Source organism: Streptococcus sp. VT 162, from assembly GCA_000688775.2.
In the GTDB taxonomy this organism is placed as follows: Bacteria; Bacillota; Bacilli; order Lactobacillales; family Streptococcaceae; genus Streptococcus.
The window spans coordinates 1902887-1917466 of the sequence record CP007628.2; the positions used below are offsets into that span (position 1 = coordinate 1902887).

Consider the following 14580-nt stretch of genomic DNA (forward strand, 5'->3'; position numbering starts at 1 on the left):
CACCAAAAAAGGGGCGAATCAGCAATTAATCCTTACTCTTTCGCCCCTCCTTTCTATCTCATAGTATTAGTTATCAAACACTTCAAAACTGTTAAATGTCTTCTTTTTTGATCAATTCTGTGCGAATTTCTTGTGGCGCTAATAGTCCTGAATGAACTGGATATGGTCGCTCAAGTAAGTCCAAAATGGTTTGTTGGTGTTCTGATATACGCACATTTTCTTGACTCATATTGTAGTAACGAAGGACATATCCTTCTTCATTTTCAGCCACTTTAAAGGCTGTCGGGCAGACTTGTGGCAAGCTGAGCACCGCATGGCTCAAGAGGCTACCAGTCGCTGCCACACTTCCTTCTTGTTTAGCAACTTGAAGACTAGTGAATGGTGTTTGGAAGGCTTTGGCACGACGGAAAGCGGAGAAGCGCTCCCCTGCTTGGTGGCATTCAAGAGCAAACTCGACTTCAAACTCACGCAAGCACTGAGCCTCTGGTGTCGGGAAGTAACCCCAGTCACCTAACTCACCTGAGGCACGCAAAATGGTCACTGCAATAGTGTCGTCTCCAAGGATTTCATACTCGTGCAATCCTTTATTAGCCACCGTCACCCCTTTTTCATCATCATACAGACTGACAAAGGCTTGTTGGTGTTGAGGATTTTCAGGATTTTCCCATGAAGCCGCTGGTTTATTTGGTCGTGTCACCACCTCATAAATGCTTTCTGAATCATTGCTTGAACGCAGATTATGAGTCTTGACCAAGAGACGAATACGGTGGTCCTTGGCTGTGTTGGTAAAGCGAGTCTTGAAGCGGATTTGTGGATTGTCGACAAAGACGGTCATCTCTGTTTCAAGAAGAATGCTTGTCAATTCTTCTGAGCGCCCAGCTTCACGCGTCATAAACTCGATGATGCCCCTCTGTTCCGCATCCAGTTTTTCATCTGCACTTACTGGAATTGTCAATTTATGCTGGAGCAAGATCTTGGCAAAACGAGCTGTATTTTCCAAGACCTCATAGCCCTTAAGCTCTGCATAGATAGGCTCTGTTCCTTTTGGTTGGAAATAGATGTACTCATTTCCAATGTCACCACGGTCTTCAAAACGAAGAACATCTTCATAAGCTTCATGAGTTGTCTTGTCGTAGACTGTGATGTTTTCATCCACACTTACCGTTACAAATGGCGTATCAATCACTCCATTTTGGTAAATACCGTCACGGTGTTCTTGTTCTCCTTCGAGCAATTGGAAGGTTGTCCAAGAAAGTGGTGCCAGATGAACAGGCACTGTCACGCGCACTTGTCGAGCGATACGAGCCTGACGGAACTTGTCTTTTGGCAAATCATACTCAAAGTTAGCTCCCAGATCTTCGATTTTCGCTTCTACAGCATGCCCTTCCAAGTCTTCGACACGGTAGCTTGGCAAGGTCAAGGCTGCCATCTTCTTATAGCCTTCTGTTGGGTGCAATTCCTTGAAATCACAAGTCGCCACATCAATCACGGTGCTGACCGTATCAACCTTGTCGTGCAAGCCTGTGTTGATGACGGTAAAGAGATGGTCGCTTTGGGCTTCGTGGGTTGCGATTTTGCCCTTCCATTCGTTGAGAAGATTGGTCTTAACAAAGTTTCCAACTTGGTTAACCTTGGCAAAACGCGTTTCCATCTCACGGTGAACTTCGTCAACACTACAGCCACAGATACTATCATGGGGAGCATTTTGTAGAAGCACTTTCCAAGCATAGGTCAACTGGTCCTTGTGGTTGTGGCCGCCAGTGATGACAGTCAATGGCTCCACCACTTGTTCTAGGAGGTTGCTATTTTCTTGGAAGGCTTGTTTGAGGTAAATACGGGATGAAGAAGTGTTAGCAAGTGTATACCAACCGTCTGTTTCTTGACTGGTCAACTCACCTGTAACCGTAGATAGTTGCTCAGGCAGAGCACTTTCTACTGCGTGGATATAGTCATCAAAGGAACTATGCACAAAGGTCACATCTGGGAAGAGTTCATTTGCTACACGAATGGCTTCACTCATATTTCTCTGTACAGGCTGGTGGTCACATCCGTTCATCATCAACCATTGGTTGGTCGAAGCGTAGTCACGCACGTCTGACAATTTTTGTTTCCAGAAAGTTAGGGCCTCATCCTTATCAACTGGGATTTCATTTCCGTTACTGTACCAATTGGCAAATAGGATACCAAGAACGCGACTTCCGTCTGCACCCTGCCAGTACATTTCTGAAAACTGGGAAGTAAACTGCTCATCTTCGAGAACTTGGTTGTCAAATCCAATCGGCTTCACACCACGACCAAAAGCTGCTACGTGAATACCTGATTTTTGAAGGATTTGAGGAGCTTGTCCCATATTTCCAAAGGTATCTGGGAAGTAACCAATCTGAGTGGATTTGCCCCATTTTGCACATTCTGCTTGACCAATCAAGGTATTGCGGACGTTAGCTTCACTTGAAATCAAGTAATCATCCTGCAAGATGTAAAAGGGACCAATTTTGAGTTTGCCTTCGTCAATGTAACGTTGGACTTTGTCGCGATTTTCAGGGCGAATTTCCAAATAGTCATCAAGGACAATGGTTTGGCCATCCAAGTGGAAACTCTTGAACTCAGGGTCATTTTCAAAAAGGTCAAAAAGATTATCAAATAATTCCACCAACTGCATACGGTGGCTTTCAAAAGGTAAGTACCACTCACGGTCCCAGTGACTATGTGAGATAATATGTACAACAACATTTTCCATGAAGTAAAACCTCATTCTAACTTAAATTTTTTAACGTTTTAAATGTAAATTTGTGATTCTAACAAGAATCGATTGAGCGAAAGTGTGCTCCTTATACTAAATGAAAATCAAAGAGCAAACTAGGAAGCTGCCGCAGTCTGCTCAAAGCACTGCTTTGAGGTTGTGGATAGAACTGATGAAGTCAGCTCAAAACACTGTTTTGAGGTTGCAGATAGAACTGACGAAGTCAGTAACATCTATACGGCAAGGCGAAGCTGACGTGGTTGAAGCTGACGTGGTTTGAAGAGATTTTCGAAGAGTATTAACGGATACCCAAGTAATCCAAAACTAACTCACAGAACATCATGTTGGCCCAAGAAAACCATTCACGTGAGTAAAGCGTTGGGTCATCCACGTGGAAGCTTTCATGCATGACACCTGTGCCACCATCGCAGGCAACGAGCTGATCCAGCAAGAATTTCTTCTCTGCCTTATCTCTTGTTGTCAAACCTTGGATAGAAAGGGCGATTGGCCAGATATAGCGATAGAAGGTATGAGAACTTCCGAGACCGCTAGCGTATTCTCCTTGGTAGAAGTATGGATTTTCAGGGCTCAGAATGGTACGACGAGTTGCTTGGTAAACCTCATCGTCAATCGCACAGTAACCAAGATAAGGAGCAGCCAGTAGACTTGGGACGTTTGGATCATCCATGATGCTAGCATTTCCTAGACCATCCACTTCAAAGGCGTAAATCTTTTCACCCTTGCTGTTGGAGGTATAAGCGTAGTTTTCGATTCCTTCTTGAATCTCAGCTTGCAGACGTTTAGCGTCTGCGATGACACTCTCGCTATCAGCTAGATTCAATTCTGCAAAGATTTCTTGCACATAGCCCAAGACAACTACTGCAAACATATTGGACGGAATCAAATAGCTATACTGGCAGCAGTCATCACTCGGTCGGAAAGCTGACCAGGTCATACCTGTCACTGCAAAGTCAGGACCAAAGCCATCATTTACTAAGGTGTCTTCCTTGCGGTCTGTATCACGGACAAAACGATAAGGTGAATTCTTGTGGTCTTGTTCCACTGTCCAGAGATGAAGGATTTCCTTGGTCGCTGCGACAAAAGTCTCATCAAACTGACTGGTCTCGCCAGTCTCTTTCCAAAGGAGATAAGCCAACTGCAAAGGATAGCAAAGCGAGTCCACCTCGTACTTACGCTCCCAAATCCAGCCGTTAAGGTTTGTGTGGTCAGTCTCATGGTGCCCCTTCCAGTTCTCCTCAATGTTAAAGGAATTGGCATAAGGATCCTTGAGAATCAAGGTCATCTGACGCTTAACCAAACCTGCAATGGTCTGACGCAGGAGGACATCTCTTTTAGCCACATGAAGATATGGTCGTAGCTGGGCTGTCGAATCCCGAAGCCACATGGCAGGAATATCCCCTGTGAGCACAAAAGTTGAATCATCTTCTAAGATTTCAACTGTATTGTCCAAGGTGTCTGTATAGCAACGCTCGAAGACATCCACCCACTCCGGATGGTCCTTGGCCCGCTCTGCTACTTCATCCAGCCATTTTCTAACAATTTCTTTCGAATAAATCATCGTGCAGTTTCCTCTTTCAAACAAGTTTCATGTTCAGTATATAGTTTTTGAGACAGAAAATACATACACAAATGATAGTCATTTTTCTACAAAATTGCTTACTTTCGAACCCCATATCTAAAGGTCTCATTTTTCTGATATAATGTAGAAAAACAGCTAAAGGAAATACCATGAAACCACTACTTGAAACCATCGATACCCGCTTTGGAACTGCCAGCAAACATGCCTTTTCTCGGGGGAATACCCTGCCTTACACGGGCGTCCCTTTCGGGATGAATTATTTTGTGCCCCAGACCAGTGACCAGGAGGGAGCTTGGTTTTTCGATCCGCATCTGCCCATTTTTCAGGGGATTCGATTAACCCACCAACCCAGTCCTTGGATTGGGGACTACTCTTGGCTCCTTCTGACACCTGTTACAGGTCAGCTAGGTGGAGACAGCCTCTTCCATCGTCAGTCTTCCTATGATAGGGATAAGGCCTCTTTCCAACCTCATTATCTGAAAATTTTCTCCCTGCGCTATCAGATTGAAACCCAGCTTACACCGACATGCTATGGCGCTTCTATTCGTTTCAAGCAAAAGCAAGGCAAAGCCCTCTCCCTCTACCTTCACGCAGCAGATGAACTGACAGTTGAACAAATAGATAAGCGGACTCTTTCCCTACGACAAGAAGGTAAAACTGAGACTACCAAAAATCCACTGATACTGTTTACTGCCCTACAAATGAACACGGATATTCTTGCTATCACACAAGAAGAGGGAGACTGGCGAATTGACTTAGCAAGCAGTCAAGCCGAGATTCAACTAGCAACTTCTTTCATATCGCCTTCTCAAGCTCTGCTTAATCTACCTCAAAAGGACTTTGATAGCTGTAAAGCAAATGCCCAAGCAAACTGGGAAAATCTCCTCCACCGTTTTGATATCGTGAAGACAGGAGAGGCTGACCGAACCTTCTTTGATCACTGCCTCTACAGACTCTTCCTCTTCCCACAGACATTTTATGAGGTTAACGAGTCAGGGCAGAACATCCACATGGATTTGTCTACTAGTAGTGTCAAGCCTGGTGTCCTCTTTAGCAACAATGGTTTCTGGGATACCTTCCGCACCACCTTCCCCCTCTTTGCTCTTATCGTACCGGAACACTATCATCGCTTTCTAGAAGGTTTCCTCAATAGCTACCGCGATACTGGATTCCTGCCTAAATGGCTGGCCCCAGATGAACGTGGCATGATGCCAGGTACCCTGCTAGATGGCATTATCGCAGACAGCGCCTGCAAGGACATGGCCCCCGACTTGGAAGAAGAACTCCTCCAAGCCATGCTGGAGACAGCCACAAAGTCCGACCCTCTTGGCATCAACGGTCGCCACGGTTTAGCTCAATACCAAGAATTAGGTTATCTTTCAACCGACCACCACGAAAGCGTTAGCCACACCCTTGATTATGCCTATAGCGACTTTTGTATCGCCAGCTGTTCCAAAAAACTAGGGAAAACAGAGATTGCTGACACTTATAACACTTCTTCACAAAATTTCCGTCATCTCTTTGACGCCGAGACGGGCTACATGAGAGCGCGAGATAGCCAAGGCAACTTCCGCCCCGACTTCTCTCCTTATAGTTGGGGACGCGACTACGCCGAATGCTCTGCCATTCAAGCGACTTTAGGCGTCCTCCATGACATCCCAGGCTTAATCCAGCTTATGGGCGGAAAAGAAGCCTTCAGCAATTATCTTTTGAAAGCCTGTCAGGACGCTCCTCTCTTTGAAACCACCGGCTATGGTTACGAGATTCATGAAATGAGCGAGATGGCAACAGCTCCCTTTGGACAACTCGCCATCTCCAACCAGCCTAGCTTCCACATACCTTATCTCTTTCGCTACAGCGACTACACTGACTACACTGCTCTACTCATCAAAACCTTGCGTCAGAAAGCCTTTCACCCCAGCTGGGAAGCCTATCCTGGCGATGAGGACAATGGCAGTCTCTCTGCTTGGTATATCTGGTCAGCTCTTGGATTCTACCCGACCTGTCCGGGCAAACCAAGCTACGACCTCGGAATCCCTCTCTTTAACCATCTGCGTGTCTACCTAGCTAAGGAAAATAAATGGCTGGATATCCATGCCGAGCAAAACCACAGCCATTTCAACTTTGTCAAAGAATGCCGACTGGACCAGACCATAGTATCTAGCATTCAACACCAAGACCTCTTGAAAGCTGAGCAACTAACCTTTACACTTAGCTGGTTGCCAAATCACTCCTAACCAAAAGAACCTTTGCATCGCGCAAAGGTTCTTCTTTTATGAAACTTGGACCTGAAGCTGGTCAATCAGCTGCCCATCTACCGTCAGATTTAGATAAAAATCTAAACTTTTATCTCCTGCAAAATACAAGGTTGGTAGCGTCAGCCTTTTTTCAGTCTCGCCAACTTGAAACGCAAGGACTTGAATCTCGTCCCGATAAACAACACCATGCACACCCGTCCCTGGTTGAATCGAAATCTTAGCTTCTAAAGGACTGCTAGATTCTATGCGCTTCACTGTAAAGTGGACATTTTCTCCCTTGGTCACAGCTAGACTTTTTTCTGAAAACTCTAGTTGCTGAACAGCTTCTTTTTTTGACAAGCTAGGTGTTTTATAAAGTGAAATCTTAGTTAATACTGGCAAATCCTGTGCCTCTGTAATGGTCACGCGTATCTTCTGCGCCTCAACGACTGATCCTCGTAAGAGACGTTTGTAGCCAACAGTATAACCAGAGCCAAACTCCTGCCAGGCACCATCCAACTCTACCTGAACATGGAAAGCAGCGATGCGTTGCCCCAACTTCAAATCTTCTCTTAACTCAATCACATCAAAATTTTTAGGTGATCCTAAATCGAGCTCTAATTGGATTGGCAACTCTGCAACACTTGCCCAAGAACTGGTCTTCCGTCCATCTGTCAGATGATGACAGGCAAAGTCTGGTGATAGAGCAGGGCCAGATACCTTGGCTCCCAGAGCTAAATCTTCCCTATAGAGTGTGTCACGGTAGGCAGCAAATTCATACAGTCGCCGGATATCCTTTTCGTCAAAGAGTCCATCTTGGTTTGGCGGAATATTGAGTAAGAGTGGAGTTCCCCGCCCTACCGAGTGAAAGTAGATTTCGACCAACTCCTCGAGAGATTTGGGATCCTGATCCTCATGGTAAAACCAGCCTGGCCGAAGAGAAACATCTGCCTCACCGATTGAAAACAGCGTTCCCGAGGGGTCTCCGTGCTGTAGATAATCTAATTCCGCCTCTGTCCCCAACTGGTCTTGCTTGACTTTTTGCCACAAGGGATCCCCTGCATAGCCTCGTTCATTTCCAATCCAGCGAATACTGGTCCCTTCAGTTGAGAAAATCAAACAATCGCCCTGCAAGTCACGAATGGTTTCAAACCAAGTCTCAAACTCATAGTTGACCTTCTGGGCCCCTTCGCCTCGAGCACCATCCATCCACACCTCAGTGAACTTACCGGCATTCCCATAGGCAGGATTTGACAAGATTTCCTTCAATTGAGCCAGATAGTAGGCATTGTAGTCTGCTTCTCGGTCCACATGATAGAGGGGACTATGGGCATCCCAAGGAGATAAATAAACTCCCATATCCATGTCAAACTCAGTTACAGCTTTGGAAACCTCAAGGAGCAAGTCCCCCTTTCCATCCCTCCAAGGGCTAGCCTTGACCGAATAATCTGTATGGGCTGACGGATAGAGCACAAAACCATCATGGTGCTTCACCACCAAAATCAGCTTTTTAAAACCCGTTTCTTTGAGCACTCGAATCCATTCACGCGCATCCAACTTGGTCGGGTTAAAACGCTTGGGATCCTCTTGCCCACTTCCCCATTCTTGGTCATAAAAGGTATTGGGGCCAAAATGGATAAAGGCAGCTAGTTCATCCTCTAAATAAGCTAGCTGGGCCTGACTTGGTAATGGTCCATGTGGTTTTATTATTGTCATCATCTCATATCTCTTTCTCTTGTTCACAAAGTTATCCACAACTTGTGGATAAGAAAACATACCTAAAAACTAGTCTTTTCAGACTCCAGCTCTTAGACTTGGAAGCTTTCACCCTAAACAGACCTTTATCAAATAGCTTTGTACCAGGGTTTCTGCCAGCTCTCTAGCAAGTCACTAATATACGGAACTATTATCAGGATACTTCAACACCCAGAGTTGTATGTTATTTTCCCCTAGACTTATCCACAGACTGTGAATAAACTATTGTTCCAGACCGCTCTCTCCTTGACTATAACAAAAAGCGATAGTAGCGTCAATATGACTAAGATTTCTTCCTAAATCCCCTGAAAAGATTCTATAATTTGTACAATCGTAGCTTTTGTATTTGCCAGCTAGTTAGAATCAGCCAGTAGAAAATGACCTCTTTATCACATTGTGAACAGCACAACTGTGGTACTATAATACCTAACAACCTAATCGTTTCCAGCAAAAAATCCCGCAGATTTGCGGGATTCTCTCTTGCATCAATGCGCCAACATTTCTTGGGCGATTTCTTGGCCAGATAGGTTATCTGGGTAGTAGGTTGGCCAGTTTTCCATCTCTTCAAAGAGGGCTTCTTGGCTAGTACCTCCAAAGAAGATATGGAAATGTTCTGCCTTGACTGGGGCGATATTGTGGTCACTAAACTGAACGTACTTGAACTGTCCAGCATCCGCATCTGTCGCTTCAAAGAGGAAGCGCACGCCACGATTGCCTTTCTTATAAGTCAAGATTTTCTTGCCGACATACTTGTAGGTGAACTTCTTGCTTTGACCACCTTGAACAAATTCCATAGTGTTGTCCGTGATGTTGATCTTAGTCACATCTGTCTGATAGCCTTTTCTATAGTAGGCCTTGTACTCATCCTTGGTCATCTTACCAGTCAACTTAGCCTTGTAGTCAAAGACTTGATCAAAGGTCCCATCCTCAAGAAAAGGATAAACCGACTGCCAGTTGCCAACGTAGTCACTCAAGGTGCGGTCTTTGACATCTGCATCCTCAAAGTAACCATTGTGAACTGTCTTGGTGTTTTCTTCCTTCTCTGGTTCGATTTCTGGCCCTTCTTGGTCTGTTGTTTGTTTCAAAGCCTTGAGGTTTTTCTCCATCACGGAGATATAGTCCTCACCGGCCTTGGTTGCTTCTTCTGTCAGACTTTCTAGCGGATTGAGCACGTCTAGTTTGACACCTGTTTCTTTTGAAAGTGTATTGGCGAGGGCTTGTGAGGCATTTTCTTCAAAGTAGATATAAGAAATCTTGTTTTTCTTGATATACTCGGTCAATTCTGCCAAACGTGCTGCTGATGGCTCTGCATCTGGTGAAAGACCTGAGATGGATACTTGCTTGAGACCGTAGTCTAAGGCAAGGTAGTTAAAGGCAGCGTGCTGAGTCACAAAGCTCTTTTGTTTGGCTTGAGACAAGCCATCTGTGTAGGCCTTGTCCAATGCTTGCAATTTTTCAATATAGGCAGCTGCATTCTTCTCAAAAGTCTCTTTTTTATCAGGATAATCTGCTGACAAGCTGTCACGGATATGCTCTACCAGTTTGATGGCGCGTGCTGGTGAAAGCCAAACGTGGGGATCGTAGTCATGATGGTGACCCTCACCACCATGATCATGCCCTTCCTCTTCTTCCTTACCACCTGGTAAGAGCAGCATATCACCTGTCGCCTTGATGGTTTTCACCTTTTTCTTATCCAAGGATTCTAACAATTTTGGAACCCAAGTTTCCATGTTTTCATTTTCATAGACAAAGGTATCTGCATCTTGGATTTTGGCAACTGCCTTGGCAGACGGTTCATACTCATGGGGTTCTGTACCAGCACCGATTAGAAGTTCTACATTAGCAGTATCTCCTGCGACTTGCTTGGTAAATTCGTAGACAGGGTAAAAGGTTGTCACGATATTTAGTTTCCCATCTGCCTGTTTTTGATTGGAACAAGCCACTAAAAACAGGGCACATAGACTAGCCAGTAGTAAGCTCAGTTTTTTCATTTCATTCTCCTATTTGATAAAACGTTTCAGTAGACTGACTAACAAAAAGACAGCTACAAAGATAATGGTGATACTAGCGCTGGCAGGTGTTTCCGCATAGTAGGAAATATAGAGACCTGCCACCATTCCCAAAAAGCCAATAGCGCTGGCTAGTAACATAACGGATTTGAAGTTTTTCCCCAGACGAAGGGCAATGCTAGCTGGCAAGACCATAATGGTCGACACCAAAAGGGCTCCTGCAGCTGGAATCATAAGGGCAATGGCCACCCCTGTCACCATATTAAAGAGGATAGACATGGTACGAACTGGCAAGCCATCCACAAAGGCCGTGTCCTCATCAAAGGTCAGGATATACATTGGTCGCAAGAATAAGAAAGTCAAGAGTAAAACGACCGCAGCAATGGCAAAGAGGAACATCACCTGCTCCTGGCTAATGGTCACAATCGAACCAAAGAGATATTGGTCCAAACTCATGGAACTAGAACTTTTACCCTTACTCATCACGATAAGGGAGACTGCAAGCCCTGTAGACATGAGGATGGCAGTCCCGATTTCCATAAAGTTCTTATAGACTGTACGGAGATACTCCAGAAAAACCGCTGCAATCAAGACAATAGCAATGGTTGAAATCGTTGGAGAAATCCCCAAAACCAGACCAAAGGCTACACCAGACAAAGAAACGTGGCTGAGTGTATCACTCATAAGACTCTGACGACGTAAGATAAGGAAGGTCCCAAGAACTGGAGAAAAGAGACTCATGGCAATGACCGCCAAGAAGGCCCGCTGCATGAAGTCATAAGATAACAAACTAAGCATGGTCCACCTCCTGGTCGCTTTCGTGAACGTTAAAACAACGCCACGGCGAGTCTTGGTTACGCACTAGATGAATATTGCGATCCGCATAGTCCTTGACCTCCTCAGGATCATGGGTAATCATCAAAACAGCCTTGCCATGATGGTGGGCACTATGGTGCATGAGTTCGTAAAATTCATTTTTACTTCCAGCATCCATCCCTGTTGTCGGCTCATCCAGGACAAAGATATCTGGGTCAGAAGCAAACATCCGTGCAATAACCGCCCGTTGCTTTTGCCCACCAGAGAGGGAACCAATCCGTTTGTCACGGTGTTCCCACATACCAACTGAGTCTAGACTGGCCTTGATGTGCTCCTCATCATGGGCATTCAAGCGACGGAACCAGCCCTTTCGCGGATAACGACCCGACTTGACAAATTCATAAACTGTACTTGGAAAACCAGCATTAAAACTGGCTATCTGCTGGGGAAGATAGGCTATCCTAAGCTTTTTTCCATGAGTATTTGTCTTTGAGATGGTTACCTTACCAAATCTTGGTTGCAAGATGCCTAGACTCGCCTTGATCAGCGTCGTCTTGGCAGCCCCATTTTCACCAGTCAAGGTGACAAACTCCCCACTATCAACACTATAGTTGATATGCTCGAGGACAGGCTCTTTGTCATAATAGAAAGACAAGTCCTCTACTGTAATATACCTCATTATTTGATTTCTCCTACTAAAGCAGTTAAAAACCGCTGGATAACTTCTTGTTCATTTGGAGTAAACTGACTTGCTACTTGTTCATAGGCTAAGAGCGTGTGTTCATGATGATGGTGGTGTTCTGCCGCTACTGGTCGAGCCAGCTCTGTCAGTTGGTAAAAAATCACACGCGCATCCTTTGGATCTCTGGATGTCTCTAACATGCCCTCTTTGACCAAAGACTTGATAGCCTTGGTCACTGCCGCCTGACTGACATTGAGACGACGAGCCAACTCCGAGTTGGTTAGGGATTCTTCTGACAAGAGCATGAGGATGTGTTCCTGAGTATTGGTCAAGGCAACGTCACTTGTGCAATGCCCGATTAGAATTTCATGCTGGTTCTCAGATCTCAAGATCACCTCGTTTAAAAAGTTGTCGATTTCCTGTGCAAGCTGTCTCATGTGTTACTCCTTCCCTAGCTATCTTTTTCATAAAAAAAACTTAGATAGCTACCGATTCTTTACTGGTTAATTATATCATAAACCAAAAAAGAGTCAAGGGAAAAAGGCGTAAAAACGTTTCCCTAGACTCTTCTAGATGTAAAATTTAACCTATTTTATCTTTGGTTTTCGACTCGACAAGATACCTGCCAAACCAGCTACCATTCCCATTAAGAGCAAGAAGATGGACTGTTCGCTTCCTGTATTTGGGAGGGCTTTTTCTGAGACAACTGCTTTCTTGCTAAATTGACCTGCCACCTCATAAGTCAATGGCACATTTGTAGTCACATCGTTAGCAGCCGCATTCGTTTGAGGCGTTTCTACTGGTAGACTAAAGTTTTTAGAATCCACAGAAATCGTCCGTGAGTTCGGATTGATCTTTTCATACTGGGTCAAATCAGCAGTCTTCAGATACTCTTCAAAGGCTGCATCCATAGAAGGGCCTTCTTCACGCGCACCACCTAACATCGTGTAGCCATCACCACCCGCAGCTAGGAAATCATTGGTTGCAAGATAGTAAGTTTTTGCGAGGTCTAGGAGATCATAACGACCAGTCGTGCGGTTTTTGACCTGGATGGCCAAGACACGTTTACCTGATGGTAGGTTGGTATCATAGTAGACCTTCACACCTGAAACTTGCAAGAAACCACCACTTGGTTCTAACAATGGTTGCCCGTTCTCATCCAAGACCTTCTTGCCATCCTTATCGACCTGCAAGATAGATCCGAGTGATTTTTCAAACATATCCAAGACTTGTTGCCCCGTCACTTGGATTTGTGAGATGGTATTTCCAAACGGAAGAACGGCAATGACATTTCCTTTAGTAATTGGTTTGCCTTTTGCAATGGTTTCACGCAAGCCACCACCATTTGTCACAGCGATGTCTGTCGGATGGCTAAATCCTGTTTGACCATACTGATAGAGAGAGTCTGCCACGACGTTTCCGAGGTTGGTTTCACGAACCCGAACATTTTCACGATCACCGTTTAGTTCTACAGGGCTGTTTGAGACAATCTCAACCGCATTTTCAGCATCGTATTTTTGTTTAATGTCTTTGACTAGTTTTTCAACTGTAGGATTAGCTGGTAATTTTTTAGCATCTGCAGCCGGAATCTGAGTTGGATTGCCCAAAAGCTGACGTGATTTGTAGGTGATTTTCCCTACATTATGAAGGTAGCTTCCTGTTTGGTTATAGGTAACATTGTCTCCATAAGTCGTTGATTCTACTGTATGAGAGTGACCGTCGATTACTGTTACGCGTTTCCCTTTCAAACGAGGATTTTTAGACAAGGCTTCTGCCAAAGTTGAACCACGCCATTCTACTGGGGTTGTGGTATCCACACCCAAGTGAGCCAGCACAACATAGTGTTTGTAGTCCTTACCTTCTGCACGAGCCTTGGCTTGAACTTCTTCGATGACCTTATTGACTTCAGAGATTGGATCTGTAAAAGTTACCCCTTTAATGTTTTTAGGGTGGGTTTTTGTAGCGGTTTCAGGTGTTGTCACACCGATTACAACAAACTCATCACCTTCCACAGTCTTATCTTTATCAACGATTGTAGAAGCTTCAAAGAGACGAGCACCATTGACGTAGGTATTTGAACTAAGTAATGGGAATTTCAAGATTTCCTTGTATTTCTTAGCTTCGTCCAAACCAAAGTCAAACTCATGGTTTCCTACTGCCATGGCATCATACTGCATCTGATTGAGAATTTCAGCACGCGCTTCACCCTTCGTAGAGTTGGAAATCGGTAAACCTTGGAAAGCATCTCCCGCATCAACAACCAGAGTATTTTGATTTGATTTTGCACGCTCCTGCTCAATGACAGTCGCTAACTTGGCATCTCCAATTACTCCCTTTTCCTCTACAATACGACCATGGACATCATTAGTGTGTAAGATAACGGTGTCCTTTTCTTCGCTTTTAGGAGATTCAGCAGGAGCTGACGGAGTTTCTGCAGGTGCAACCGCTTCTGAAGTTTCCGAAGTTTCCGGTACCGCAGGGCTCTCAACAGGAGCTGGAGTCGCCGACGTAGCAGGAGTCGCTACAACAGCTGAACTTTCTGCAGGAGTTGTTGCTTCTTCAGCGTATACTTGTCCAGCTAAGAAGGCTGGAGCTAACAGGGCTGTCGACAAGACAGGTAACAAAGAACGTTTGTTCATTTTAAAATCCCTTTCTTTTCTTTTTCTCTTTTATATTATACGCTATTTCTAAAAATTTTGAAACTTTTGACCTATTTTTATCTTAAATATTCGCCATTTAAA

10 protein-coding genes are annotated in these 14580 nt (G+C 44.8%); 2 read left to right on the forward strand and 8 right to left on the reverse strand.

What is annotated here, in order from left to right; genetic code table 11:
• Positions 1-91: 91 nt before the first annotated feature.
• The gene (locus V470_09455) at positions 92-2737 is read right to left on the reverse strand and encodes an alpha-mannosidase (protein ID AHZ48632.1); all 2646 of its coding nucleotides are present in this window, start codon (positions 2735-2737) and stop codon (positions 92-94) included.
• 100 nt (positions 2738-2837) lie between these two features.
• Here V470_09455 and V470_10765 point away from each other — a divergent pair, with 100 nt between their 5' ends.
• Positions 2838-3020, forward strand: a complete 183-nt coding sequence (locus tag V470_10765; GenBank protein ID AJZ74460.1) for a lysyl-tRNA synthetase — start codon at positions 2838-2840, stop codon at positions 3018-3020.
• An 18-nt stretch (positions 3021-3038) separates the two neighbouring features.
• Here the strand turns inward: V470_10765 and V470_09465 are convergent, their stop codons facing one another.
• Positions 3039-4319 (reverse strand): glycosyl hydrolase, encoded by a 1281-nt coding sequence (locus V470_09465; protein ID AHZ48633.1) that lies wholly within the window; start codon positions 4317-4319, stop codon positions 3039-3041.
• Between the two features lie 170 nt (positions 4320-4489).
• On the opposite strand from V470_09465, the gene V470_09470 reads away from it, so the two are divergent.
• Complete coding sequence (locus V470_09470; protein ID AHZ48634.1) at positions 4490-6577, forward strand: alpha-mannosidase; 2088 nt, start codon at positions 4490-4492, stop codon at positions 6575-6577.
• Between the two features lie 36 nt (positions 6578-6613).
• Here the strand turns inward: V470_09470 and V470_09475 are convergent, their stop codons facing one another.
• From V470_09475 to V470_09500, 6 genes are all read right to left on the reverse strand, one after another.
• The gene (locus V470_09475; protein AHZ48635.1) at positions 6614-8293 is read right to left on the reverse strand and encodes an alpha-L-fucosidase; all 1680 of its coding nucleotides are present in this window, start codon (positions 8291-8293) and stop codon (positions 6614-6616) included.
• A 524-nt stretch (positions 8294-8817) separates the two neighbouring features.
• Positions 8818-10323, reverse strand: coding sequence for a zinc-binding protein (locus tag V470_09480; protein AHZ48636.1), 1506 nt, complete (start codon positions 10321-10323; stop codon positions 8818-8820).
• A gap of 9 nt (positions 10324-10332) precedes the next feature.
• The gene (locus tag V470_09485) at positions 10333-11139 is read right to left on the reverse strand and encodes a zinc ABC transporter permease (GenBank protein ID AHZ48637.1); all 807 of its coding nucleotides are present in this window, start codon (positions 11137-11139) and stop codon (positions 10333-10335) included.
• On the reverse strand, positions 11132-11836 hold the full coding sequence (locus tag V470_09490; protein ID AHZ48638.1) for a zinc ABC transporter ATP-binding protein: 705 nt from the start codon (positions 11834-11836) through the stop codon (positions 11132-11134). Before V470_09490 ends, V470_09485 begins: the two co-directional genes overlap by 8 nt.
• Positions 11836-12276, reverse strand: coding sequence for a MarR family transcriptional regulator (locus V470_09495; GenBank protein AHZ48639.1), 441 nt, complete (start codon positions 12274-12276; stop codon positions 11836-11838). The genes V470_09490 and V470_09495 overlap by 1 nt, the downstream gene beginning before the upstream one ends.
• Before the next feature lie 150 nt (positions 12277-12426).
• A complete protein-coding gene (locus tag V470_09500) occupies positions 12427-14478 on the reverse strand; it encodes a metallophosphatase (protein AHZ48640.1) in 2052 nt (683 codons plus the stop codon).
• Positions 14479-14580: the final 102 nt, after the last annotated feature.